The sequence below is a fragment of the Aeromonas sp. S5(2024) genome (assembly GCF_041403025.1).
GTDB classification, from domain to species: Bacteria; Pseudomonadota; Gammaproteobacteria; order Enterobacterales; family Aeromonadaceae; genus Aeromonas; species Aeromonas hydrophila.
Window position 1 is genome coordinate 179,119 of record NZ_JBGLRI010000007.1, and the last position, 25,500, is coordinate 204,618.

General features: G+C 63.9%; 25 protein-coding genes. 9 read left to right on the top strand and 16 right to left on the bottom strand.

What is annotated here, in order from left to right; all coding sequences use genetic code 11:
* Nucleotides 1-29 precede the first annotated feature (29 nt).
* A complete protein-coding gene (locus ACB032_RS14995; protein ID WP_043163160.1) occupies nt 30-1,013 on the bottom strand; it encodes an arabinose ABC transporter substrate-binding protein in 984 nt (327 codons plus the stop codon).
* Nucleotides 1,014-1,374: 361 nt separating this feature from the next.
* Between ACB032_RS14995 and ACB032_RS15000 the strand changes: the two genes are divergently transcribed.
* The 5 genes from ACB032_RS15000 to ACB032_RS15020 all read left to right on the top strand — a co-directional run bounded on the left by ACB032_RS15000 (nt 1,375) and on the right by ACB032_RS15020 (nt 7,596).
* Entirely contained in the window at nt 1,375-3,066 is a 1,692-nt protein-coding gene (locus ACB032_RS15000) for a ribulokinase (RefSeq protein WP_371138226.1), read from the top strand.
* Nucleotides 3,063-3,761, top strand: a complete 699-nt coding sequence (locus tag ACB032_RS15005) for an L-ribulose-5-phosphate 4-epimerase (RefSeq protein ID WP_042065793.1) — start codon at nt 3,063-3,065, stop codon at nt 3,759-3,761. The genes ACB032_RS15000 and ACB032_RS15005 overlap by 4 nt, the downstream gene beginning before the upstream one ends.
* A 13-nt stretch (nt 3,762-3,774) precedes the next feature.
* Entirely contained in the window at nt 3,775-5,274 is a 1,500-nt protein-coding gene (araA, locus tag ACB032_RS15010) for an L-arabinose isomerase (RefSeq protein WP_371138227.1), read from the top strand.
* Nucleotides 5,275-5,507: 233 nt separating this feature from the next.
* Nucleotides 5,508-6,935, top strand: a complete 1,428-nt coding sequence (gene sbcB / locus ACB032_RS15015; RefSeq protein WP_371138228.1) for an exodeoxyribonuclease I — start codon at nt 5,508-5,510, stop codon at nt 6,933-6,935.
* A 154-nt stretch (nt 6,936-7,089) separates the two neighbouring features.
* Nucleotides 7,090-7,596: a hypothetical protein gene (locus tag ACB032_RS15020; protein ID WP_039214596.1), complete on the top strand. Its 507-nt coding sequence runs from the start codon at nt 7,090-7,092 to the stop codon at nt 7,594-7,596.
* Between the two features lie 72 nt (nt 7,597-7,668).
* Here the strand turns inward: ACB032_RS15020 and ACB032_RS15025 are convergent, their stop codons facing one another.
* Nucleotides 7,669-9,378 carry a glycoside hydrolase family 36 protein gene (locus ACB032_RS15025; RefSeq protein WP_371138229.1) on the bottom strand — a complete coding sequence of 570 codons (1,710 nt, stop codon included), beginning with the start codon at nt 9,376-9,378 and terminating at the stop codon, nt 7,669-7,671.
* Nucleotides 9,379-9,536: 158 nt separating this feature from the next.
* On the opposite strand from ACB032_RS15025, the gene ACB032_RS15030 reads away from it, so the two are divergent.
* The 3 genes from ACB032_RS15030 (at nt 9,537) to cdd (ending at nt 11,645) form a co-directional block, all read left to right on the top strand.
* Nucleotides 9,537-9,893, top strand: coding sequence for a CidA/LrgA family protein (locus tag ACB032_RS15030; protein ID WP_011705771.1), 357 nt, complete (start codon nt 9,537-9,539; stop codon nt 9,891-9,893).
* The gene (locus ACB032_RS15035; protein WP_011705770.1) at nt 9,890-10,576 is read left to right on the top strand and encodes an LrgB family protein; all 687 of its coding nucleotides are present in this window, start codon (nt 9,890-9,892) and stop codon (nt 10,574-10,576) included. Before ACB032_RS15030 ends, ACB032_RS15035 begins: the two co-directional genes overlap by 4 nt.
* A gap of 187 nt (nt 10,577-10,763) precedes the next feature.
* A complete protein-coding gene (cdd, locus tag ACB032_RS15040) occupies nt 10,764-11,645 on the top strand; it encodes a cytidine deaminase (protein ID WP_045525023.1) in 882 nt (293 codons plus the stop codon).
* 84 nt (nt 11,646-11,729) lie between these two features.
* Here cdd and ACB032_RS15045 read toward each other — a convergent pair whose 3' ends face one another.
* The 3 genes from ACB032_RS15045 to ACB032_RS15055 form a co-directional block, all read right to left on the bottom strand.
* Nucleotides 11,730-13,394 (bottom strand): AMP-binding protein, encoded by a 1,665-nt coding sequence (locus ACB032_RS15045; protein ID WP_371138230.1) that lies wholly within the window; start codon nt 13,392-13,394, stop codon nt 11,730-11,732.
* Between the two features lie 97 nt (nt 13,395-13,491).
* A complete protein-coding gene (locus ACB032_RS15050) occupies nt 13,492-13,770 on the bottom strand; it encodes a YfcL family protein (protein WP_011705767.1) in 279 nt (92 codons plus the stop codon).
* A 110-nt stretch (nt 13,771-13,880) separates the two neighbouring features.
* Complete coding sequence (locus ACB032_RS15055) at nt 13,881-14,996, bottom strand: ATP-NAD kinase family protein (protein ID WP_371138231.1); 1,116 nt, start codon at nt 14,994-14,996, stop codon at nt 13,881-13,883.
* 118 nt (nt 14,997-15,114) lie between these two features.
* On the opposite strand from ACB032_RS15055, the gene ACB032_RS15060 reads away from it, so the two are divergent.
* The gene (locus ACB032_RS15060) at nt 15,115-15,849 is read left to right on the top strand and encodes a TerC family protein (protein ID WP_016350476.1); all 735 of its coding nucleotides are present in this window, start codon (nt 15,115-15,117) and stop codon (nt 15,847-15,849) included.
* A 57-nt stretch (nt 15,850-15,906) separates the two neighbouring features.
* On the opposite strand, the gene ACB032_RS15065 is transcribed toward ACB032_RS15060, so the two are convergent.
* The 11 genes from ACB032_RS15065 to pspA form a co-directional block, all read right to left on the bottom strand.
* Entirely contained in the window at nt 15,907-16,395 is a 489-nt protein-coding gene (locus ACB032_RS15065) for an OmpA family protein (protein ID WP_024944029.1), read from the bottom strand.
* Between the two features lie 2 nt (nt 16,396-16,397).
* Nucleotides 16,398-17,666, bottom strand: a complete 1,269-nt coding sequence (locus ACB032_RS15070) for a diguanylate cyclase domain-containing protein (RefSeq protein WP_016350474.1) — start codon at nt 17,664-17,666, stop codon at nt 16,398-16,400.
* Nucleotides 17,663-18,244, bottom strand: coding sequence for a YfiR family protein (locus ACB032_RS15075; RefSeq protein ID WP_060389642.1), 582 nt, complete (start codon nt 18,242-18,244; stop codon nt 17,663-17,665). The genes ACB032_RS15070 and ACB032_RS15075 overlap by 4 nt, the downstream gene beginning before the upstream one ends.
* A 165-nt stretch (nt 18,245-18,409) precedes the next feature.
* Entirely contained in the window at nt 18,410-19,957 is a 1,548-nt protein-coding gene (gene tyrR / locus ACB032_RS15080; RefSeq protein WP_016350472.1) for a transcriptional regulator TyrR, read from the bottom strand.
* A gap of 134 nt (nt 19,958-20,091) precedes the next feature.
* Nucleotides 20,092-20,430: a 4a-hydroxytetrahydrobiopterin dehydratase gene (locus ACB032_RS15085; protein ID WP_029303242.1), complete on the bottom strand. Its 339-nt coding sequence runs from the start codon at nt 20,428-20,430 to the stop codon at nt 20,092-20,094.
* Between the two features lie 54 nt (nt 20,431-20,484).
* Nucleotides 20,485-21,279: a phenylalanine 4-monooxygenase gene (gene phhA, locus ACB032_RS15090; protein WP_371138232.1), complete on the bottom strand. Its 795-nt coding sequence runs from the start codon at nt 21,277-21,279 to the stop codon at nt 20,485-20,487.
* A gap of 171 nt (nt 21,280-21,450) precedes the next feature.
* Entirely contained in the window at nt 21,451-22,482 is a 1,032-nt protein-coding gene (locus tag ACB032_RS15095) for a YcjF family protein (protein ID WP_371138233.1), read from the bottom strand.
* Nucleotides 22,483-22,548: 66 nt separating this feature from the next.
* Nucleotides 22,549-23,955 carry a YcjX family protein gene (locus ACB032_RS15100; RefSeq protein ID WP_371138234.1) on the bottom strand — a complete coding sequence of 469 codons (1,407 nt, stop codon included), beginning with the start codon at nt 23,953-23,955 and terminating at the stop codon, nt 22,549-22,551.
* Nucleotides 23,956-24,088: 133 nt separating this feature from the next.
* The gene (gene pspC, locus ACB032_RS15105) at nt 24,089-24,493 is read right to left on the bottom strand and encodes an envelope stress response membrane protein PspC (protein ID WP_029301161.1); all 405 of its coding nucleotides are present in this window, start codon (nt 24,491-24,493) and stop codon (nt 24,089-24,091) included.
* Nucleotides 24,490-24,726, bottom strand: coding sequence for an envelope stress response membrane protein PspB (gene pspB, locus ACB032_RS15110; RefSeq protein WP_005300084.1), 237 nt, complete (start codon nt 24,724-24,726; stop codon nt 24,490-24,492). The genes pspC and pspB overlap by 4 nt, the downstream gene beginning before the upstream one ends.
* A 3-nt stretch (nt 24,727-24,729) precedes the next feature.
* On the bottom strand, nt 24,730-25,410 hold the full coding sequence (gene pspA, locus ACB032_RS15115) for a phage shock protein PspA (protein ID WP_011705754.1): 681 nt from the start codon (nt 25,408-25,410) through the stop codon (nt 24,730-24,732).
* Between the last annotated feature and the right edge of the window lie 90 nt (nt 25,411-25,500).

The window sequence follows — 25,500 nt, forward strand, 5'->3', positions numbered from 1 at the left end:
TCTCGGTGTCAGGGTTTAGATGGCGTCAATCACAGACCTTTCTTCTGCAGCTCGACCTTGAAGTTGTCGCGGGTGATGAGCACCACGTCGGTCACCTCGGTGAACTTGGCCGGCTCGGCGCCGTTGACCACCCAGTCATGGAGCATCTGGATGCTCTTGTAACCGTGCACGTCCGGGCTTGGCAGCAGGGAGCCGAGGAAGCCGGTGGCGCTGGACTTGGAGAGCTCGTTCACCGCATCCACCCCGTTGATGCCGATGCCGATGACGTTCCCGGCCTTGAAGCCCTGCCCTTCGGTGGCGCGCACGCCGCCCAGCACAGTGTTGTCATTCATGCCGACGATGAGCCAGTTCTTCACCTCGGGGTGCTGCACCAGCATGGAGTTGGCGGCATCCAGCGCCCCCGGAATGTCGTTGGCCTTGGTCGGCGAGCGGTAGATCTGGGCCTCGGGGAAACCGGCGGCCTTGAGTGCGCTCAGGGAGCCTTCGACCCGGCGGCGGGCGGTGTCGAGCTCGTCGGCGGTGATGGCAAGCACCCCGGTCGCCTTCACGTCCCACTGACGCTTTTGCATCTCCTTGTAGAGCTCCTGGCCCTGGCGTTCACCAATCTTGGTGGCGGCCATCATCACCAGCGGCACCTGCTCCATGGGCTGGCCCTTGGCGTTGACGAACTGGTCGTCCACCGTGATGACTTTCAGATCCATGCTGTTGGCCTTGGCCATGATGGCGGCCCCGAGCTTGGGATCAGGGGTGCAGATGACGAAGCCCTTGGCGCCGTTGGCCGCCAGGCTGTCGATGGCATTGAGGGTCTTCTCGCCATCGGGGACGGCGATCTTGATCACCTCGAAGCCGAGATCCTTGCCCGCCTTGTCGGCGAAGTTCCATTCGGTCTGGAACCAGGGCTCCTCCGGCTGCTTGACCAGATAGCCCAGCTTCAATGCCTCGGCAGAGAAAGCAGAATTTGCCATACCAAGGGCAAACCCCATTGCGATCATGCTGTTAACGATTTTGTTCATGCGAGTGTCTCCAGGTGTTCTATCAATCCATGTATCCACGCAGTACTGCTCCTTGAGCCAATCAAGTCACAGCCATATAAAAACATGCTTAAACAGGACGTTATTGTTGTTGCTAGTTGAGCGAACCAAGTTGTAATCGTTTTCACATGGAAAAATGGAGAGCAGGATCACGCCATGAAATTGCAGCCGTTTTGTCTATGTTTTCAGCAAAATAATCACATAGCGGATCTTCGATAGCCGTCACCCTCTTGCCGGCATAGCGTTTAAATCCATATTTCCAGCAGCCAATGGCTAACCGCCCGTCCGGTCCATCTCCTATGGTTCCTCACCAGTCACCCCTCATTGATGGTCAGGAGCACTTATGTCTGAGCACCCCAGGTCCGAGCAGATCACCATCGGACTCGATTTCGGCAGCGATTCAGTCAGGGCACTCGCCGTGCGCTGCCACGACGGCGCCGAGCTGGCAACCCAGGTCGTCTATTACCCGCGCTGGCAGGCCGGTCGTTACTGTCAGCCGGTCACCAACCAGTTTCGCCACCACCCCCTCGACTATCTGGAATCCATGGAGCAGGCGGTGGTCGCGGTAGTGAGCCAGCTCACCCCGAGTCAGCGCGCCGCCGTGCGCGGCATCGGGGTGGACAGCACAGGCTCCACGCCGGCCCCCATCGACGAGGAAGGCCGTGTGCTGGCCCTGCGTCCGGAGTTTGCCGACAACCCCAACGCCATGTTCGTGCTGTGGAAGGATCACACCGCCATCGAGGAGGCCGAGGTCATCACGGCGCTGTGCCACGGCGGCCAGTTCCCCGACTACAGCCGCTACATCGGCGGGGTCTACTCCTCCGAGTGGTTCTGGGCCAAGATCCTGCACGTCTCCCGCAGTGACGCGGCGGTGCGCGCCGCCGCCTGCAACTGGGTCGAGCTGTGCGACTGGGTCCCCGCCATCCTGAGCGGCACCCAGGCCCCGGCCGACATCCGGCGCGGGCGCTGCTCCGCCGGCCACAAGTCCCTCTGGCACCCGAGCTGGGGCGGCCTGCCCCCCGCCGAATTTCTCAACGCCTTGGATCCGCTGTTGACCGAGGATCTCGACTACCCCCTCTTTACCGACAGCTGGACCGCCGATCTGCCGGTCGGCACCCTGACCCCCGAGTGGGCGGAGCGGCTGCATCTCTCCTGCGAGGTGGTGATCGCCGGCGGGGCCTTTGACTGCCACATGGGGGCAGTGGGGGCCGGGGCCGGCAACAATGCGCTGGTCAAGATAATAGGCACCTCCACCTGCGACATCCTGATCGCCGACGAAGCCACCATCGGTGATCGGGCCATTGCCGGGATCTGCGGCCAGGTGGACGGCAGCGTGGTGCCGGGCATGGTGGGACTGGAGGCGGGACAATCGGCGTTCGGCGACATCTATGCCTGGTATCAGCGCCAGCTCGGCTGGCCGCTGGAGAGCCTCGCCGCCCAGTATCCGGAGCTGCGCACCGCCATCGAGGCCCACAAGCGGGAGCTGCTGCCAAGCCTTGCCGCCGCCTGGGAGCAGCAGCGCGATCTGGCCCACCTGCCGGTGGTGCTCGACTGGTTCAACGGTCGCCGCACCCCATATGCCAACCAGCGTCTGCAGGGCACCGTCACCGGGCTCAACCTCGGCACCGATGCGCCCGATCTGTTCGGTGCCCTGGTGGCTTCCACCGCCTTCGGGGCCCGCAGCATCATGGAGTGCATGACCAGTCAGCAGGTGCCGGTGGAGCAGGTGATCGCCCTTGGCGGCATCGCCCGCAAGTCGGCCACCGTGATGCAGACCTGCGCCGACGTGATGAACAGGCCCATCCAGGTGGTGGCCTCGGATCAGTGCTGCGCCCTGGGGGCTGCCATCTTTGCCGCCGTGGCCGCCGGCATCCACGCCGATGTGGCCAAGGCCCAGTACCACATGGCGAGCGCCGTGGAGCGCACCCACCAGCCTGACCCTGAGCGGGTCGCCGAATACGAGCGCCTTTACCAGCGCTACCTCGCCTGGGGCGCTGCCGCCGAGCCGCTTTACAACCGGGGGATTTCGGCATGAACCTCAAGATGCTCAAGGAGCAGGTGCTCGTCGCCAACCTGGATCTGCCGCGCCACGAGCTGGTGACCTTCACCTGGGGCAACGTCAGCGGCATCGACCGAGAGCGCAACCTGGTGGTGATAAAGCCGAGCGGCGTCAGTTACGAGCGGATGCTGCTCGAAGACATGGTGGTGCTGGATCTGGCGGGCAAGCAGGTGGAAGGCGCCTTGCGCCCCTCCTCCGACACCGCCACCCACCTGGTGCTCTATCGCGCCTATCCGGAGCTTGGCGGCGTGGTGCACACCCACTCTACCCACGCCACCGCCTGGGCTCAGGCGGGGCGTGCCATCCCCATTTTCGGCACCACCCAGGCCGACTACTTTCACGGCGAGATCCCCTGCTCGCGCCTGCTTACCCCGGGTGAGGTCGAGGAGGATTACGAGGGGCTGACCGGTCATCTCATCGTCGAGACCCTCAAGCAGACCCCCATCCTCACCATGCCGGGGGTGCTGGTGGCCAACCACGGCCCCTTCAGCTGGGGCAAGAGCGCCGAGGATGCGGTACACAACGCCGTGGTGCTGGAAGAGGTGGCCCGCATGGCCTGGCTCACCGGCCAGATCAACCCTGCGGCCCGCCCCCTGCCCGATTACCTGCTGGAGAAGCACTACCAGCGCAAACATGGCAAACACGCCTATTACGGCCAGACAAAAGCATAAAGAGGACACCAAGATGGAATTGATGAAACAGCTGGAAGTGTGGTTCCTGGTCGGCAGCCAGCACCTGTATGGCGCCGCCACCCTGAAGCAGGTGGCCGATCACGCCCACACCATCACCAGCCAGCTCAACGAGCGCGCCGGCCTGCCGGTCAAGATAGTGCTCAAACCCACCGGCACCACACTCGACGAGATAAGCGCGGTGGCCCGCGATGCCAATCACGACCAGCGCTGCATCGGGCTCATGGTGTGGATGCACACCTTCTCCCCCGCCAAGATGTGGATCCCGGCGCTGAGTCAGTTGCAAAAACCCCTGTTGCAGTTCCACACCCAGTTCAACCGGGATCTGCCGTGGAACGAGATCGACATGGACTTCATGAACCTGAACCAGACCGCCCATGGCGGCCGTGAGTTCGGCTTCATGGGTGCCCGCCTGCGCCTGCCGCGCACCGTGGTGGTCGGTCACTGGCAGGATGAAGAGGCCCACCGTAAGCTGGGCAACTGGATGCGGGTCGCCGCCGCCATTCACGACAGCCGCCACCTGAAGATCGCCCGCTTTGGCGACAACATGCGCAACGTGGCGGTCACCGAGGGCGACAAGATTGAGGCCCAGATCCAGTTCGGCTATCAGGTGAACTACCACCCGGTCGGCGACCTGGTAAAGGTGATCGATGCCGTGCCTGCAAGCGACATCGAGGCGCTGCTGGCCGAATACGAAGAAACCTACACCCTGACCGAGGCGGTGCAGGCGGGCGGGGTGCTTCGCGCCTCCCTCTATGAGGCGGCGCGCCAGGAGCTGGGAATGAAGAAATTCCTCACCGACGGCGGCTTTGGTGCCTTCACCACCACCTTTGAAGACCTTCACGGCCTCCACCAGCTGCCGGGGCTCGCCTGTCAGCGCCTGATGCAGCAAGGTTTTGGTTTTGGGGCAGAAGGGGACTGGAAGACGGCCGCCCTGCTGCGCACCCTCAAGGTAATGGGGGCCGGACTTGCGGGTGGCACCTCCTTCATGGAGGACTACACCTACCACCTGGAGGCGGGCAACAACCTGGTGCTGGGTGCCCATATGCTGGAGGTCTGCCCCTCCATCGCCGCCGATAAACCCGTGCTGGATGCCCAGCACTTAGGGATAGGCAAGAAGGCAGACCCGGCCCGCCTGCTGTTTGCGGCCCCCGCCGGCAAGGCAGTCAACGCCAGCCTGATCGATCTGGGCAACCGCTTCCGGCTGGTGGTCAATCAGCTGGAAGTGGTGGACCTGCCAGAGGCCATGCCGAAACTGCCGGTGGCCAGCGCCCTGTGGCAGCCCATGCCGGACCTGCAGACCAGCGCCGAGGCCTGGATCCTGGCGGGCGCCGCCCACCACTCGGTATTCACCCAGTCGGTGGATATCGAGCAACTGCGTACCTTCGCCGACCTCATGGGCATCGAGTGCGTGGTCATCGACGAGCACACCCGCATCCCCGAGCTCAAGCAGACCCTGCAGTGGAACGAGGTCTACTACAAGCTCTGCCACTGAGCCCGCCACCAGAAAAGCTGGACAGCCCCGCCAACGGGGCTGTCTCTTTGTACTCTCTCCCCCGTACCTCTTTTTCTCCTGCCACTGGCGCCTGCCTGCCCAATAAAGCGGCAGCCGGCTGGTCTGCCCTTCGTTCTGCCTGCGCTATGGTTTACCATGCAGGCAACCGAGGTGCATGGCACCCCCACCCTGGCGCCAGGCGCCACCGTCATCGGATATCCCTCTCGAGCAACATGAGCAAAACAGCACACGCCGGCAGCGAGCCGACCTTCTACTTCCACGACTACGAGACCTTCGGCATCAGCCCGGCCAAGGACAGACCGGCGCAGTTTGCCGGCATTCGTACCGATGCGGATTTCAACCTCATCGGCGAGCCACTGGTCATCTATTGCAAGCCACCGGCGGATTACCTGCCGGAGCCGGAAGCGTGCCTGATCACCGGCATCACGCCGCAAAAGGCGATGAAGGACGGGTTGTGCGAGGCGGATTTCATTCGTCAGATCCACGAGCAGTTCGCCACCCCGGGCACCTGCGTGCTGGGCTACAACAGCATCCGCTTCGATGACGAGGTGACCCGCTACACCCTCTATCGCAACTTCTATGACCCCTATGCCTACGCCTGGCAGAATGGCAACTCCCGCTGGGATATCCTCGACATGCTGCGCGCCTGCTACGCCCTGCGCCCGGAGGGGATCGAGTGGGCGTTTGACGAAGAGGGCAAGCCAAGCTTCAAGCTGGAGAAGCTCACCGTCGCCAACGGCGTGGCCCACGCCAACGCCCACGATGCGCTCTCCGACGTGCTGGCCACCATCGAGATGGCCAAGCTGGTGAAAAAAGCCCAGCCCAAGCTGTTCGGCTACCTGTTCGACCTTCGCAACAAGAACAAGGTGAAGGCCCTCATCGACGTGGTGACCATGAAGCCGCTGGTGCACGTCTCCGGCATGTTCTCCCCCTGGCAGGGGTGTGCAAGCTGGGTCTCGCCGCTCGCCTGGCACCCCAGCAACCAGAATGCAGTGATCATGGTGGATCTGACCCGCGACCCCACCCCGCTCATCGAGCTCACCAGTGAGGAGATCCGCGAGCGCCTCTACACCAAGAAAGAGGAGCTGGGGGATCTGGCCGGGATTCCGGTGAAGCTGGTACACATCAACAAGTGCCCGGTGCTGGCGCCGGCCGCCACCCTGACGGCGGAGCGTGCCGACCAGCTTGGCATCGACCGGGAGCAGTGCCGCAAGAGCCTGGATCTGCTCCGCGCCCACCCCGAAGTGCGGGAAAAGCTGGTGGAAGTGTTCAATCAGGAGTTTGCCGGCAGCAATGACGGCGACCCGGATACCCAGCTCTACGCCGGCTTCTTCGGTCACGGCGACAAGTCCACCATGGATCTGGTGCGCGCCACCCCGGCGGATCTGCTGGGCGAGCGGGAGTTTGCCTTCACCGACTCACGGCTGCCGGAGATGCTGTTTCGCTACCGTGCCCGCAACTGGCCGCACACCTTGAGCGAAGCGGAGCAAAAGCGCTGGCGCCTGCACTGCAGCGACTACTTCAGCCGCCGTCTGCCGGACTATGTGCCGCGCCTCGAGGCGCTGGCCGAGCAGAATCAGGGTAACGAACGGAACTTTGCCATCCTCAAGAGCCTCTATCACTACCTCGAAAATCTGTGAGATGTGACCCGCCTCACGGTTAAATGACTGTACGCTCCCCCACCCCGCGACATAATGGGAAGGGGAGCAAAGACTCCTGATGTTTCAATTATTTGTGCGCTAACATTGCACTAACGGCCGGTTGGCCTATCGACCCTTGGGGATGCCGCATCCGATGCGTTCAGGATTATCCGGTTTTGGTTTGCTCATCTGCGCCCTGCTGCCATCGGCCAGCATGGCGGGTGTGCGTTTTGATGTCCCCGACTACCTGTTGCAGTTGCCGCAGCAGACCTATCAGTTGATCGAGAGCAACTTCAGCCGCCTCTATCAGCAGACCGACTTTACCCCCCAGATCACCAACAGCTATTTCAACCGCTCCGATCTCTACAACTTCGTCGGCGTGCCGCTGGCCATCACCCCCCAGGCCGGTTTCCAGCTGGAGGTCTTCGGCCAGCTCTACAACCGTGCCTCCCAGAGCTATGTGCACATGAGCCAGGACATGTCGCTCTATCGGATGATCCGGGCCGACATGATGGGCAACACCAACGACGAGGTAGCCCTCGGCATGGGGCTCGGCATTCCGCTCACAGCGCAGCTCACCTTCAAGGCCCTGCTCTCCAGCAACGAGATCCCGGGCTATGGTGCAGCCAATTACGCCATCGGCTTCGAGTGGCGTTACTGACTCCGGTATAGCTGCTCCTTTCGCAATAGATTCAGGCTCCCGTGGGAGCCTGAATCATGATTGCCAGCCTGCTCAGCGGTAGCGGATCACCCGTCCCTCGCCCCCCTGCAGGATGAGCGCGGTGCCGACTGCCCCCTCATCCCAGAAATCTTCGCCCCCTGCCGGCAACAGGAACTCCTGAGGCTGCGCCTCCCAGTTGAAGAGGCAGAGCAGGGTGCCGCCCTCGGGCAGGCTCACCTCGCCGCAGGCAAAGTCCATCGACTCGAAACGGGCGCCAGGGGCGCGCGCCGCGCAAAGCTCGAGCAGCTTGCGCAGTTGCGCCGCCTGAACCTCGTCGAGATCCTGCAGCCTGTCCCCGGCCAGCATCATGCCGCCGCTTGCCACCAGCGCCGCCAGATGGAAGCGGTACTCGGCAGGGCTCGCCTGCTGGCTTGGCAGATCCAGCAAACAGATGCAGTCAGGATCCAGCGCCCACAGCCGGTCGTTCTGCCAGGCGCGGCAGAAGGCCTCGCGAGCGATCTGGCGATAACGATGACCGTTGCGCTCCACGTCATCGCTCACCCGCATGCCGTGCACCAGCCCAAGGCTTGGCCAGATGGGGGCGTTGCAGCCGAGCAGGAAGGCCCCCTCGCCCGCCCCGCGCAGGATGGCGGCCATGCCGCGTCGGTAGGCCTCCACCCGGGTGGCGGCCGGGTCGTGGAAGCGGCCGCCGTGGATGGCGCCCCAGAAGTTGGCGTCGAGCTTGAAGTAGTGGATGCCCCACTGCTCGCGCAGGGTACGAAACACCCGCTCGAGGTGAGCCTGCACCTCGGGGTGGGTGCCATCCAGCACATACCAGGGGGTGCAGCGCCAGCCGCCGTAGGTAACCCGCTCGGAGGGCAGCGGCAGCCCGTCATCCCCCTTCACGAACCAGTCGGGGTGATCCTGAAACACCTGGGAGCCGGGCTCGGCGATAAAGGGGGCCACCCAGAGCGCGGGCTCGCAGCCGGCACCTTTGATCTCGGCGGCCAGGGACGCCACCCCCTGCTCGAACTTGGCCGACGGGGTGAGCCAGTCGCCCATCTTGGCCTGATAACCATCGTCGATCTGCACGTAGCGCAGCGCCGGGAAGCGCTCGGCACGCACTTGCAGGTTCTCGCGAATGTCGGAGGCGCTCACGTCCGCATAGTAGTGATACCAGGAGCACCAGCCGCTGGGGCGCTCGCCGACCTGGCTGATCAGCGAGCCATGCTCGGCCTCGATCCGCTGTGCCAGCTCGGCCAGCAGTGCCTCCCGATCTTTCCCCTCGAGGCAGAGCAGCGCCTCGCTCTGCCAGAACTGGCCGGCAGGGAGCGCACGCCCCTCACCATTCATCAGGATCTGCAGCCGGCCATCGGGGTAGAGCCGAAACTCCCCGCCAAAGCGCTGACAACTGGCAAAGGCGAGCAGCAGCCAGCCCTTGTCATGCTCCACCAGCAGCAGGTTGTGCACCGTGTGATAACCCTGATCATCGGTGATGCGATAGACACCGGCATCGGGGCAACGGCCGACCGGCTGCGGCGCTTGCCAGCTGCCCATGGTCTGGGCCAGCATCTGGAAACCTTCGCCGTAGATGGCGCACGCGGGCGAGAGGCCGAGCTTGCCGTCAAACAGCGTCCAGTGCCCGACCCGGGCCTCGCTGCTGCCGGTGTTGTCGAGCCGCACCCGGCACAGGGGCCCCTCCCACTGGCGGGTTTGCAGCAACGAAGGGGGCAGATGGTGGTCGTCCGCCAGCTGGCGCAGGCGGGACAAGAGAGATGTCATGGCGACTCCTTGTGGTTCGAAAGGGTTCTATCTGAAAATCTTCAATTAAATCAGCCTCAAACGAACTGATTTCAGCTGTTATTGTTTTAATGCCGCGACCCGGCCTCTCTGGTAGACTGGCGTATTCCTTAGTTCACCGTTACCAAGATGGGGCTCCTGTGATCGCGCAACGTGCCTTGCTGTACCTTCGTGACTTTCTGGTCATCGTCGCCTGCCTGCTGGCGGGCAAAACCCTGGCAGCCATCCTGCCGTTCGCCTTCCCCGGCAGCATCATCGGCATGCTGCTGCTGTTCGTGCTGCTCTCCCTGCAACTGGTGAAACTGCACTGGGTCGAGCAGGGCGCCGGCCTGCTGCTGCGCCACATGGGGGTCTTGTTCGTACCGGTGGCAGTCGGGCTGGTGGCCTGGCTGGAGCCGCTGCGCCAATCCTTCGGCCTCATCATGCTCTGCATCGTGCTCGGGATCGTGCTGATCCTCGGCACCGTCGGCCGCCTCTACCAGAGGATGAACAAATGATCTTCTGGCTGGCCATTCCCTTGACCCTGGCGCTCTATTTCGCCACCCGGGCCCTCTATCGCAAGCTGCCCTGGCCCATCATCAACCCGGTGCTGGTGCCCACCGCCGTCATCATCGGCCTGCTGCTCTGGTTCGATCTGCCGCTGGAGCAGTACGAGAGCGGCACCCGCCCCATCACGGCACTGCTGGAGCCGGCGGTGGTGGCGCTGGCGCTGCCCCTTTATCAGCAGGCCCGCCAGATCCAGGCCAGGCTCAAGCCCATCCTAATCTGTACCCTGAGCTCGGTCTTGATCTCGGTCTGCACTACCTTGCTGATCGGTCATTTTATGGGCGCCGATCCGGCGTTGCTGGCCTCGCTCGCCACCAAATCCATCACCACGCCGCTCGCCATGAGCGTCAGCCAGTCCCTGGGCGGCATTCCAGCCATCGCTGCCGCCGTGGTGGTCGTCGTCGGGATCGTCGGCGCCCTGATCGGCTTCCCCCTGCTCAAACTGATGCGGGTCACCGACCCCGAAGCCCAGGGGCTGGCCATGGGGGCCTGCGCCCACGCCATCGGCACCGCCACCTCCGCCGAGCAGGGCATCACCCAGGGTGCCTTTGCCTCGCTGGCCATGGTGGTGTGCGGCATCCTCACCGCCGCCGTGGCCCCTCTGCTGTTTGCCATTTACCACTGGTTGAGCTGAAGAGCACCCTTTTCCGCGATGGCGGGCCTGCGGGCCCGCCGATGTGCGACCTGCCGCACAATTTGCACAAGACAAACGTTTCCATTACCATCCCCCTCCGTTTGCCCGTCAGGGCGTGAGCATGCTCACACATTTAGCCGAGCTTGCTCCCTACAATGGCCCCCCAATTGGCCTTTGAGGACACACTATGCATCCCCGTTTTGCCAAGCCACTCGATACCCTGTCCGCCCCGCTCAAGGCGGCGCTGCTGCCCATGCTGGGCGATGATTTCCAGGCTCGCTTCACCCCGGATCAGGTCGCCACGCTGAAGGCCGCCACCGGTCTTGACGATCGCGCCCTGCGCCTGGCCCTGCTGCCGCTGGCCGCCGCCTGCTCGGTGGCCCCCATCTCCAAGTTCTTCGTCGGTGCCATCGCCTGCGGCCTGAGCGGCAACTGGTATTTCGGCGCCAACATGGAGTTTGCAGGTCAGGGGCTGTTCCACTCGGTCCATGCCGAGCAGTCCGCCATCTCCAACGCCTGGCTGGGCGGCGAGACCGGCATCTCTGAAATCACCGTCAACTACACCCCCTGCGGTCACTGCCGCCAATTCATGAACGAGCTGAGCACCGCCAAGATCCTCAAGGTCTCCCTGCCGGATGACTTGAGCGCGCTGCAATCCTTCCTGCCCCACTCGTTCGGCCCGGCGGATCTGGACATCACGGACGCGCTGATGAGCCCGCAGGCCCACGACGAGCTCACGCTTGAGAGCGACGATCCGCTGTGGCAGGCCGCGCTGGCCGCTGCCCGCCAGAGCTACGCCCCCTACAGCCAGGGCTATGCCGCAGTGGCGCTGCAGTTCGCCGACGGTCGCATCTTCTGCGGTCGCTACGCCGAAAACGCCGCCTTCAACCCCAGCCTGCCACCGATGCAGATGGCCTGTGCCCACGCGGTGCTGGGCGGCGAGGATCTCGCCACCATCCGCCGCGCCGTGCTGCTGGAGAGCAAGGATGGCCAGATCAGCCAGCAGGACTCTGCCCGCGCCACCCTCAAGGCGCTCGGTTCGGTCGAGCTGGAGTATCAGGCGGTCTGACCTGCCGTTGCCTGAAACAACAAGGGGAGCCAGTGGCTCCCCTTGTTGTTTTGTGGTGATCGGCAGCAAGCCTGGCGGGCCCCGTCAGGACTCCCAGATGATGCTCTGGGAAGAGGACCAGGCGTCGCCGAGATCGGCATACTTCTGCTCCAGCAGGTGGCGGCGGATCTTCATGGTCGGGGTGAGCACCCCGTTCTCGATGTTCCAGGGGCTCTTCACCACCAGGATGCCGCGAATTTTGGCGTGGGACTCCAGCTGCTCGTTGACCCGGTTGCGGGCCGCCTCCAGCTGGGCGCTGACCTGATTGCGATCCCCCTTCATGGCGCTCTCCGCCAGCTGCACCAGCGCCACCGGCTGCGGCATGCCGTAGCCAATCACGCACAGCTGCTCGATGATGGGCTCCTGGCCGAGCAGCCCCTCGATGGGCACTGGCGCCACATACTTGCCCTTGGCGGTCTTGAACACGTCTTTCATGCGGCCGGTGATGGTGAGATAACCCTCCCGATCCAGCTTGCCCATGTCGCCGGTGTGCAGCCAGCCCTCTTCGTCGATGGCTTCACGGCTGTGCTCGGGATCCTTGTAGTAACCCAGCATCATCCCCTCGCAGCGACAAAGGATCTCCCCTTCGTCGGAGATCTTGATGGTGACCCCCGGCCCCGCCTTGCCGACCGTGCCTATCTTGTCGGCCCTGAACGGGTAGTTGAGGGTGGAGAAGGCGTGGTTCTCGGTCATGCCCCAGGCCTCGGTGATCTCGATACCGATGCTGTGATACCACTCGAGCAGGGCCGGTGCCACCGGCGCCGAGCCACAGCCCAGCACCCGCGCCTGATCCAGCCCCAGCCCCTTTTGCAGCTTGCGCTTGATGAGGCCCGACACGAACGGGATCTTGAGCAGTAGCTCGAGTTTCTTCTGGGGCAGTTTCTCGTGGATCTTGATGCGGAACATGGCCCATAGCCGTGGCACCGAGATGAACACGGTGGGACGGCAGCGCTTGACGTCCTCGATGAAGGTGTCGAGAGATTCGGGGAAGGCGATCTCGGCGCGGCCATAGAGGCTGCCGCCATAGACATAGACCCGCTCGGTGATGTGGGCCAGCGGCAGGTAGGAGAAGCCGCGATCCTGCTCGCACAGCCCGACCGCCTCCACCAGCTTCTCGCACGACCAGGCGTAGCGCTCGACGCTCAGCATGGCCCCTTTCGGCTTGCCGGTGCTGCCGGAGGTGTAGACCAGGCTCAGCAGGGAGTCCGGTGCCTGCACCGGGCTGTCCGGGATGGGTTCGTGTTGCTCCAGCAGATCGTCCCACTGATGGACCGCCGGCATGGTGTCATAGGGAAAGGCGATGCGCAGCAATTCGGCGGGTACCCCCGCCTCCTGGCTCTTCCAGTCATCGAGCTTGCCGACGAAAATCGCCTTGGCCTCGCTGTGACGCAGCACGTATTCGATGGTGTCGACGTTGGCGGTGGGATAGATGGGCACGCTCACGTACTGCCCCATCTGCATGGCGAGATCGGCGATGAACCACTGGGCGCAGTTCTTGGAGAGCAGCGCCACCTTGTCGCCGGCCACCAGCCCCAGCTGACGCAGCGCCGTCACCATGCGGCGGGCCTCGTCAGCCACCTCACCCCAGGTGAAGTCCAGGTATTCGCGGTTGATGGTTTGACGCAGATAGACTCGGTCAGGACACTGCCGCTCCCATTGGTAGAGCATTTCGAGCGGCAGTTTATTGGCAATACGCGAGAAGGAAGCCATAGTTTAATCCCTGAAACAAAAGGCGAAACTTATTATTAACCTTTCACTAACTTCGGGGAAGAATAAACTCAAACTTCTGTTTGAACTGTGTAACCGATCAAGCTTCTGCTTGTTGTTGCAAACGAATCCACATTGCCTGCACCAGCTTCTCATCCTGCTCGGAGAGTTCACCCTGCAGGATCGCCTCGTTCAGGCTGCGCAGCACATAACTCTTTACATCCCGCACCAGGGTCTTGCCTTCCAGCTCGGCCCGCGCCACCGCCAGCGAGATGTGGCCGCGCAGATACCCCCCGGCAAACAGCTCATCGTCGGTCGCCGTGGCCACCATGCCGTCTATCAGTCCCAACAACTTGTGCTCAAAATCATGAATCGTCATTTAACGCAGCCTCATTTTCCGGGGTTGCCGGCAAAATAATTCGGGGGAGTGGAACCGCGATCCGGTTGATCACGGCTCTCTGGCGCCAGGCCAGCCGCATCCTTGATGTCCTATTCCGGGTTGGCCACCGGGTAGATGACCTGATCCTTGTATCCCGTGGTGATCCGCAGATAACCACTTAACGACCGGTTCAGCGCCGGGTCATCGGTATCCACCAGCAAGGGCCTGCCCGCAAGGGCCGCCAGCTTGGCTTTGGTGGCCAGGACCTGGATCTGGTCCCGCCCGACGGCCCGCAACACCTCTGGACTCAGTTGCTGATTTCCGCGCCCAAACAGATGTCCCTGACCGCCGATCAGGGTAATGATCAGCCGGCAGTGACGGCCACGGATCCGGGTCAGGATCTCGGCGGCGGACAGATCCTGCCCGATAAGCCGGCCATTTTCCACCAGATCCACACCGAGCAGGGTATTTTCGAGGCCGAGCTCCGTCATGCAGGCCGCCACCGTGCTGCCGGAGCCCATCAGATAGAGGGTATCGGGCTCCATCTGCTCGACCACGCCGGCGGCGATGTCTGCCAGCACCAGCGCTTCAGACTCGCGCCCCCCCTGCTTAACCGCCTGCACATAGCGCAGATCGCCGGGCACCTGCAGCTGGCCGTAGTGGCGGGCGCGCACCTTGCCGGCGCGAAACGCCTCCTCGTCGATGTCCATCACCTCGGCATCCACCAGACTCAGCAGCTCGCCGGCGATCATCCGGGCCGCCACACGGCCGCTGGCGGCGGGGGTCACCCCATAGACCCCGGAGTGGATCTTGCAGCCGGCCGGAATGCCGAGCACGTGGCACGCCTCCCCCACCGCCGCGCAGATGTCCCGCGCGGTGCCGTCACCGCCGGCAAACAGCAGCAGATCGACGCCCGCCTCGCGCATCCGTTCGGCGGCGATACGGGTATCGGCCGCCGTAGTCGCTTCCGCCGCGGGCTGATGGACAATGCGGCAAGGCAGGCCGAGCTCGCTGGCAAGCTCGGCCCCCATCTCGCCCGCTACCGTCAGCAGCTCGAAGCGGTCCGCCAGTTCACACAGCGGCAGCAGCGCCTGCCGGGTCCGCTCGCAGGCCTTGGGGACGGCGCCACGGGCCAGCGCCTCGGCCACCATGCCGTCACTGCCCTTGAGACCGACCGCGCCGCCGATGCCGGCGACCGGATTGATGATGAGTCCTAAACGAAACATATGTCCCTCCCGTTGGATGGCCGCCATTTTTATCTTTTCCTGCCACTGGGACAAGCCATAACCCCCTGTTAGAATGCGCGGCTTCAACCCTCAATCAAAGTTCAACCAAGGTTCAATCATGCTGGAATGGATTGCAGACCCCTCCGCCTGGGTCGCGCTCGCCACCCTGACCCTGCTCGAGATCGTACTGGGCATCGACAACATCATCTTTATCTCCATCCTGGTCGGTCGTCTGCCGGAGGCACAGCGCCAGAAGGCGCGGATCCTGGGGCTGGGTCTCGCCATGGGCACCCGCATCCTGCTGCTGCTCTCCCTGGCCTGGGTGATGCGTCTCACCGAGCCACTGTTCACCGTGCTGGGCGAGGCCATCTCGGGCCGCGATCTCATCCTGCTGCTGGGGGGTCTGTTCCTCATCGGCAAGAGTGCCCACGAGATCCACGCCACCCTGGAGGGGGCCGCCGAGCCTGAGAGCGTGAGCGCCGCCGCGTCCGGCTTCATCAGCACTCTGATCCAGATCGCCATTCTCGACATCGTCTTCAGCCTGGATTCGGTCATCACCGCCGTGGGCATGGCGGATCACGTGCCGGTCATGGTGCTGGCCATCATGATCGCCGTCTTCATCATGATGTTCGCCGCCAAGGCCATCGGCGATTTCGTCGACAACCACCCCACCATCAAGATGCTGGCCCTCTCCTTCCTCACCCTGGTCGGTTTCGCACTGATGGCCGAGGGGATGGACTTGCACATTCCGAAGGGCTACATCTACTTCGCCATGGCCTTCTCGCTGACAGTGGAGATGATCAACATCCGCCTGCGCAGTCACCACGACCGCGAAAAGCTCAAGCAGGAATAACTGCGAGCCACAAAAAAGAGCGCCATCAGGCGCTCTTTTTTTATCTACACAACCATGTCATTCATTGCTGATGACAATCGCCACGCGGCGGTTCTCGGCTCGACCGGCAGCCGTCTTGTTGTCGGCGATCGGATCGCGTTCACCACGGCCCCGGATGTCCAGGTTGGCCTGCGGCATACCCACCGAGACCAGCACGTCGGCCACCGACTGCGCCCGCTTGTACGAGAGCTGATCGTTATAGTCCGCCGCCCCGTTGGAGTCGGTATGACCATCGATCCGCGCCCGGTTCAAGCCAACCTCCTGCAGGGTCTTGCCCAGTTTTTCCACCACCACACGGGTCTTGGGGGTCAGGACACCGGCGTTGTTGGCAAACAGCACACGGTTGGAGAAGTCCAGAGTCCAACCCTCGTCGGTCAGGCGAAAGCCTTGCTCCTTGAGTACGGCGATCTGCGCTGCGGTCAGGCCGTGGGGGGCGCTTTGGCACCCCGCCAGCACGCTCAACAGCAGGCCGATCAAGCCGGTTTTCATCAGGACATGGATCTTCATTGTTATTTTTCCTCAGCAGAGACATCGAATTCCAGCTGGTCATGGAGTGCAAGCTCCCGACGCAGCCGTTTGGCTTGGTACATGGCATGGTCCGCCTGCTGCAGCAGATCGGCGGCAGTCAGCCCCTGATCCGGATACAGCGCGATCCCGATGCTGACGGCAGCCAGCAGCTGGCTGCCATCCCCCAGTACCACGGGGTCTGCCATGGCCTGCTGGATGCGGGTTACCACATCTTCCGCCTCGCCCACCTGGGACAAGGGGGTCAGCAGGATGGCAAACTCGTCGCCCCCCAGACGGCATACCAGATCCATCGGCCGCAGCTGATGTTGTACCCGTCTGGCCAGGGCGATCAGCACGTCATCCCCGGCGGCATGGCCCAGGGTGTCGTTAATCTGCTTGAAGCGATCACAATCGAGGTAGAGCAGTGCAAAGCGCTCATCATGCAGCCGGCCGGTGGTCACCGCCTGATCCAGACGAGCCTCAAACAGAGCACGATTGGGCAAGCCGGTCAAGGCGTCATGGGTGGCCTGGTGCAGCAGGCTGGCATTCTCCCGCCGCTGGTGAGCCTGCCAGGCTTCCAGTTCGTCGAGCAGGGAGTTGAAATCCTGGCCGAGCGCGTGCAGCTCGGCGATGTTGGCCTCGGGCACCCGCATGGCGAGGATCCGCTGGCGGCTGACGCTGTGGGCCACCTGGGCCAGATCCTTGAGCGGAACCGTGAGGGAGTTTTGCATCCGGCGCGCCACGTAGAGCGCCCCCAGGGTGCTGAGCACCAGGCAGAGCAGCATGGCCAGCAGGGTCTGCAACAGGAACAGCAGCAGGTATTGACCGTGCCCCACCAGGTGAATACGGGCGATCTCCACCCCGCCCCGCAGCATGGGCTGATCCACCGGCCCCGGCAGGATGAGCCGCGCCAGGTACTGCTCAAGACCGGACCAGGGGGTGCTCATGGCCCGGCTCCAGCTGGCCAGCAGCTGGCCGCTCGGCAGATAGATGCTGGCCCGCGCCACATCCTCGTGGGTGGTGATGGCCTGCAGCGCCTCGCGGGCCGCCTCTTCGTCGTGGAACACCACGGCCGCTTCGCTGGTGTAGCTGATGGCCCGCGCCACCAGTTCCAGGTTGTGATCCGCATAGAGCCGCAGCGCCAGCAGGGCGATGCCGGTCAGCAACACACCGGCCATGCAGACCGCCGTCAGGGACGTCACCAGGTGGGTGCGTCCCAGACTCTGTCGCAAGGTGAGGCGCTGGTTGGGAGGGCGGAACAAGCCGATCATGAGCCCCCCTCATCGGCCTTGGCCAGCTTGAGCACGGCGGGATGCACCCGCACCCCGCTCCTGGCCAGGGCATCCAGATTGACCCGAAAACGGATCCGCTCCTTGCCGATCTGCAGACAGAAGACGGAGTCCGCCACGCACTCGGTGCTGTGTTCGCTGATGCTAAGAATGGGATAACCGCGCAGCCGCTCGAACAGCGGCAGCCGTCGCTCGGGGGACAACACCCCCAGATAGAGCACGTCACACTGGGGGCCGATCGCCTTGTCATCGACGTCGTAGCGATGGACTGTGACCGGCCGGCCGTTGGCCTGCTGCTTGATGGAGAAGAGCGCGGTGGCGTACTCCGTCGGCGCCGCCACGCACAGGCGCAGTTCGCTCGGTTCGGTCGGCCAGCGGGTGTAGCTGAGAATGTCGAGCACGGTCTGGCGCACCTGCTCGGCTCGCAGCTCGGCCGAGGTCAGGGGGGGCGGCTCGGTGGAGAGGGCCAGCGTGCAAACCAGCGGCGCCAACCACGCCAGGATCCGGATCAGTGAAAAAGAGTGCATCGTGCCTGCGCTTAAGCCCACATCAGCACCCATGAAGGGCGGTTGCCCGCGAGGGGTGAGCCGGATGGAAATAGTATTGAACTTGTCAGCAGCATGACAAGGCGCAGCCGACAGAGCAAGGGGCTAACCGGTCCAGCATCACAATAATGACGAGGGCCCACCCGTGCGTGAGCCCTGCAATAAAGTGCATTCATGGGGTTACTTCTTGTTGATCCCGTATTCCCGCAACTTGTTGGCGATGGCGGTGTGCGACACGCCCAGCCGTTTGGCCAGCTGGCGAGTGGAGGGAAATGCCGGGTAGAGCCGCTCCAGCAGCCGGCTCTCGAAGCGTTTCACCGCCTCGTCGAGCCCCCCTTCGAACCACTCGTCGATAAGCGGCATGGCGTCGGCCGCCACCGGCAGATCCACGTGCTCAGGGCCGATCTCGTCCCCTTCCAGCAAGGTCATGGCGCGGTAGAGGCAGTTGCGCAGCTGGCGCACGTTGCCCGGCCAGCGGTAGGCGGTCAGGTACTCGGCCATGTTGCGGGTAAAGCGCGGGCGCGGGCGCTGCAGTTCGCTGGCAAAGCGGGAGACGAACTGCTGGGCCAGCGCCATGATGTCCGCCTTGCGCTCGCGCAGCGGCGGCAGCGCCAGACTCAGCACGTTGAGGCGATAGTAGAGGTCTTCCCGGAACTTGCCCTCGTGCACCAGATCCAGCAGCTGCTTCTGGGTGGTGCAGATGAAGCGCACGTTGACCTTCACCTCCTGCTCGTCACCGACCCGGCGGAACACGCCATCCTGCAGCACCCGCAGGAACTTGGTCTGCAGATGGGGGGACATGTCGCCAATCTCGTCCAGCATCAGGGTACCGCCGCTCGCCAGCTCCAGCACCCCGCGCTTGCCCTCGGTGTTGTTGCCAAAGGCGCCGGGGGCGTAACCGAACAGCTCGCTCTCGGCCACGTTGTCCGGCATGGCGGCGCAATTGAGCGCCATGAAGGGGTGGCTGGAGCGCAGGCTGGCACCGTGGCAGGCGCGGGCCAGCAGCTCCTTGCCGGTGCCGGTCTCGCCGACGATGAGCAGCGGCGCATCCTGCATCGCCAGCTTGCTCGCCTGAGCCAGCACCTGTTTCATCTTCTGGCTCTCGGCCTGCAGGTGTTCAAAGCCCCCCACTTCCACCGCGTGCAGCGCACTGAAGTGCATGCCGACCCGGCGGGCGGATTTGAGCACCACCACGGCGCCGGCCAGGGCCTGTCTGCCCTTCTCTTCTGCCACGAACAGCGGCATCAGATCCGCCAGATACTCTTCGCCATTGATGCTGAGCTTGCAGGTCTGCGGCCGGATCTCGCTCGCTTCCAGCCAGCGGCTGAAGGAGAAGCCCTTGACCAGGGAGCCGAGCGCCGCGCCGCGCACCTCCTCCACCGGCAGGGCCAGGGTGGTGAGGGCGGACTGGTTGGCCTGGGTCACCTTGCCCTTGGCATCGAGGGAGAAGACCAGATCCGGCAGCGCCTTGAGCAGCGCCTCGATCTCGTGGTGTTCGCGCTCGGAGGGCATGTAGGGGATGGTCTTGACGTCATAGACCCCGGGAATGCGGCGGATCTCCGGCATCAGGTGCTGGAAATCACGAAACTCCAGCTCGGGAAAGTTGAGATAGATGATGCCTGAGGTATCGATTTCGATGCCGCGCAGATCGATGTTGTGCTCCACCAGACGGTCGAGCAGTTCCCGGGTCAGGCCCAGGCGGTCTTCACAGCTGACTTCAAGACGCATTCGGGACACACTTCCTAGCTAACTCTATGAATGACCGGATAATACAGACTCGATCCCGCCAGTGCGAGCGCCAGCCCATAAAAATGCGGGCCCGCCCCGTTTTCACCGGGCAGGCCCGCGCCATCTACAGACGTTTATTTGAGCAGCTGGTCGGTGCGTGCCGCCATGATGAAGTCATTGCGGTGCAAGCCACCAATCTTGTGGGTCCACCAGCTGACGGTCACCTTCCCCCATTCGGTCAGGATTGCCGGATGATGAAACTCCGCCTCAGCCAGTTCACCCAGCCGGTTGGTGAAGGCGAGCGCCTCCTTGAAGTTGCGAAAGGTGAATTCGCGCCGCAGCTGCAGCTCACCTTTCACCACCAGCGGCTGCCAGTCGGGGATGAGGCGCATCAGTTCGCTCAGCTCCTGCTCGCTCACCTTGGGGGCATCGGCGCGGCACGCTTCACACTGCTGGCTGGCCAGTTCGGACATGGGACTCTCCTTGTATATCGATGAAAAGGGGGTAATCAAACACCGGCGGGCGGCTCAGCTCGCCTGCTTGCCGCCAGCCGGTGCAAAGCGGGGGGGACGCAGCCCCAGACGGCGCGCCTCGGCCACCATGGCCATGATGTCCTGCTCCGCCAGACGATAGAGCTCGCCAAGTTCGGGCAGCACGAAATAGGTGGGCTGCATGATGTCGATGCGATACGGGGTGCGCAGCACCTCGATGGGATCAAAGGGCTGCAGCACGGGTTGGCCGCCAAGGGCATAAGCGGTCTCGCCGATGGAGGAGAGAATGCCGCCGCCATAGATGCGCAGCCCCTCCGCCGTGGCCAGCAGGCCAAACTCCACCGTGAACCAGTAGAGCCGTGCCAGAAAGACCCGCTCCTCCTTGCCGGCCCGCAGGCCAAGCTGACCGTAGACATGGGTGAAGTGGGCGAAGGCGGGGTTGGTCAGCATGGCGCAGTGGCCAAAGATCTCGTGGAAGATGTCGGGCTCCTGCAGATAATCGAGCTCGTCCCGACGGCGAATGAAGGTGGCCACCGGAAACTGGCGGTTGGCCAGCAGGGCAAAGAAGCGGTCAAAGGAGATGAGCGCCGGCACCGCCGCCACCGACCAGCCGGTGGCCGGTTGCAGCACGGCGTTGATCTGGGCCAGCTGGGGGATCCGCTCCCGGGGCAGATCGAGCCGCGCCAGCCCGGCCTGGTACTCGTCACAGGCCTTGCCCTCGAGCGCCGCCAGCTGGCGCGCGATCAGGATCTGCCAGGTGCCGTGCTCCTCGTCCGAGTAGTGGATCGTGCCCGCTTCATCCGGCTGGTGGGCGGTGTAGAGACTTGCCATGGGTGACTCCATCCTCTGGGTTGCGACCCGCCATCCGGGCGGTCAGGCGCCATTGCGCGATGGGATCACTGTAACGGTTTGCCCCCCAAAAAAGCAGCCGACCCAAGGGTCGGCTGCGGCGGACAATTGTAAATAATTTGTGACAACCACAATCGAGCCCTGGCCGGCCGCTCACCCCTTGTTGAGGTAGCCCGCCAGCTGGCCGATCAGCCGCTTGCGCAGCTCGCCGAGCCTGGGTTTCTCGTCCGCGCACCAGGGCAGCGGACGGCACGCCTCTATGGTGCGCAGGCCGAGGCGAGCGGTGAGCAGCCCGGCCCCTACCCCTTGCGCCGCGCGGGCGGAGAGCTTGGCGGTGAGCTCGGCCCCCAGCAAATCCATCCCCACCTCGGTCACCAGCTCGGTGGCACCGGCGTAGAGCATGTTGCGAAACACCTGACGAATCAGGCGAATGCGGCTCCAGTAGCCGAGCTCGATGGCGTAGACATCGGCGATGTCCTCGATCATCCGCAGGTTGCGCCACAGCATCAGCATCATGTCGACGGTGGCGAGCGGGCTCAAGGCCACCAGCACGGCGGCCTCTCCCGACCATTTGGCCACCCGCGCCTGGGCCAGCTTGTCGCGCTCGCCGAGCACCAGCTGGCTGTAGAGGGTCAACACCTCCCGATCGCTGTGGCTCTCGTCGAGCTGGGCCAGCCAGGTCTGATACCCTTCGCGCCCCTTGTCACCGCTACGCTCGGCCAGCCCTTCGCAGAACGCCTGGCCCTGGCCGACCCCCTGATGGGCCAGCAGATCTTCGGCCCGCGAGCGCACATCCTGGCGCCGCTTGAGGGTGCGCAGCCGCAGCCACTCGCGCCCCACCACGCCGGCGGTGCCCGCCGCCACCAGCGCCGAGGCCGCCAGCCAGGCGCCGCCCCAGAGCGGGGTGGTGAGAAATTGATCGTAAAGGAAGGCGCCATATTGCCCCAAGGAGAGCACACCGACCGCTCCCAGCCCCCAGGCCAGCAGCCGATGACGGCGACGCGGCTTGATGACCAGGGCGCTCTCCACCTCGGTGAGATCTTCCAGCTCATCGAGGCGCTCGAAGCTCGCCTCCTCCAGCCGCTGGGCCGGCGCCGGCGCTCGCTCCTTCTCGGCTGTCGTCAACGCGGGCTCCAGGATCACCTTGCCCTGCAGCGGTGGCCGCGCTTTTATCTGATCGTTCATCGCCTTGTTCTCCTGAAAACAGTCTCCCGGGTACGGCGCAGGCAACAAGCTCGTGCCGCACACCGGTTATTCGAGGTGATCCCCGAGCAGAAACTCCAGCGCCGCATCGAGCCGGATATGGGGCAGCGCCTGATGGGGGCTCATGGGCAGCGGGCGAAATGCCTGAAAATCAAAGCCCTGATTGTTCCACCACTGGGCGGGGGGAATATGGGACGGCACCTCGCCCGGAAACAGCAGCAGCGGCTCACCCGCAATACTGGTGCCACGGATGGCGGGGAACTCGCGGCCATCAGCCACCCCCTTGCCCACCTCGGTCGCCTTGATGGCGGCCAGCGCCAGACACTCGGTGGCAATCCCCTCAAAGCGGGCCTGGCCGCGGCCGCTACGTACCAGATGCTGCAGCAGGGAGACCATGGGGCCATGCTGCTCCGGGGTGACGTGATCGGCCTTGCTCGCCACGAACAGCAGCTTGTCGATGCGCGGCGAGAAGAGCCGCCGCCACCAGTTGCTCTTGCCGTAGGCAAAGCTCTCCATGATGCGGGCAATGGCCTGCTGCATGTCGCCAAAGCTGGCCGCACCGGCGTTGAGGGGCTGCAGGCAATCCACCAGCACGATCTGGCGATCGAAACCGGCAAAATGCTGCTCATAAAAACCCTGCACCAGATGCTGCTTGTACTGCTCGAAGCGCTGCTTGAGGGTGGCGTAGAGGGTGCCTTCGGCCGGTTCGCCAACAGGCATCGCCCACACCCAGGGCACGAACTGCAGCATGGGGGCGCCGGCATACTCCCCCGGCAGCACGAAGCGACCGGGCTGGATCAGGTGCAATCCCAACTCTTGTTTGCAGGCATGCAGATAGTCGGTGTAGCGCTCGGCCAGCTGGGCCACCGGCCGCTCCTCGAAGCCCTGATCCGCCTGCCATTCGGGTGCCAGCCAGCCGGCGGCAAGGGCCTGCAGCTCGGGGCGACGCAACTGCTCGCGCACCTGCTCGCTCCACTGCTCGTAGCTCATCTCCAGCAGCGGCAAGTCGAGCAGCCACTCCCCGGGATAGTCCACCAGATCCACGTAGAGGGTGGAGATCTCCCCCAGGTGCTTGCGCAGGGGATGGCGGGTGCGATAGCGAATTTCGAGGCGTACCTCGGCCACTCCGCGGGTCGGCTCGGGCCAGGCCGGCGGATCGCCAAACAGAGCGTCGAGGCCGCGTTCGTAGGCAAAGGTGGGAATGTGGGCATTTTGCTGGGGCACCCGGCGGGCACCGAGGATGCGCCCCTGGCGCAGGGCATCCCACAGGGGCAGGCGGCCGTCGATAGCCGCGTGTTCCAGCTGGTTGACCAGCGCCGTGATGAAGGCCGTCTTGCCGCTGCGAGAGAGGCCGGTGACTGCCAGCCGGATGTGGCGATCCCGTACCCGGTTGACCACATCGTTCGCCTTGTGCTGCAGGCGATTGAACTGCTGTTCCAGTTTATTGAGTATCAAGGCTTGTCCTGTTCTCCCGTCCATCCAGAGCGAAGGGGGGATGGCCGCTGCCACCCTCGCGCCATGGCCCCCTGGCGCGGTGCCCACCATCAAAGGCCAGCCCGCGCCGGCGGGGCCATCGCGCCGCTCAGGGTTACAAGTTGCGAAACTCCCGCTGCAGAGTGAACTCCTTGGAGGTCACCAGCTTTTCGATGCGCTGCAATCTGGGCTCCAGCCCATCCAGCTCCTGGCCGATGCGGGCAAGGGCCTGATGAGGCGTAACACCCGCCTGCCAGCTGCGCGCCTTCATCCGCACCTCGGCAAAGTCGGCATCCTCCTGGGCGTAGAGGGTGACGGGCTTCTTGTCGAGCAGAAACCAGGCGGCCACGTAGGCGGTAAAGGTGATGAAGCCGGCGAAGATGAGGCCGCTGATGGCAAGCAGCCGCACGATCCAGGTCTCCACCCCGAAGTACTCTGCCAGACCGGCACAGACCCCGGCTATCTTGCCGCGCTGGGGATCACGATAGAGGTTGCGCCCTTCACGACTGATGCTGCTCATACCTTGTTCCTCCAACCCGGGACTTCCGCATCCAGAATCGACTCCAGGGCACCGACCCGCTCTTGCATCTTCTCGGCACGCACCAGCAGCCCCTGCAGCTGTTCACGCTCGCCATCAGCAAGACCGGCGCCAATGCGTCCCTTGGCGCGGTAGTGCAGCACCAGCCAGATGGGGGCCACCACCACCATGAAGACCACCATGGGAACCATCAATACACCCAGCAGATCTTCCATCTGTTACTCCCCCTGTTTCGGCGTGGTATCGCCTTGGCCCAGCTTCTGGCGCATGGCCTCGAGCTCTTTGCTTATCTGATCGTCGGCTTCCAGTTCGGCAAACTGCTGGGCCAGCGCCTTGTCGGACTGTCCCAGATCGGCGCGGGCCTCCATCTCGTCGATGCGACGCTCCATTCGCTCGAACTTGCTCACCACCGCCTGGCTGTCGCCACGGGCGACCTGGCTCTGCACGTTGAGACGGCTGCTGGCCGCTTCGCTGCGAATGGCCATCGCCTTCTGGCGAGCACGGGCATCTTCCAGCTTGGCTTCCAGCTGACGGATCTCCTCCCCCAGCTTGGCGATGCCGCTGTCCACCGCCTGCTGCTCGCGCTCGAGGCCGTCGGCCAGCTCGGCCTGCTTTTTCTTCTCGATGAGGGCGGCGCGGGCCAAGTCTTCCCGTCCCTTGCTCAGGGCCAGCTCGGCCTTGCCCTGCCACTCGGCAACCCGCTCCTGATGGCGGCTGACCTGGCGGCCGATCTCTTTCTGGTTGGCGAGGAAGCGGGCCAGATTGGAGCGCTCCTTCACCAGCTCGTCTTCCATCTCCTGGATGATCAGGCGCACCATTTTCTGGGGATCTTCTGCCTTGTCGAGCAGGGCCGTCAGGTTGGAATTGATGATGTCGGCCAGGCGGGAAAAAATACTCATGATTGTACTCCTGTGGTTGGCATACGTTGTTTCTCCATTGACAATGGCAACTTGTGTGCCAATCTGGAACAGAATTTAACTTGTTGATTT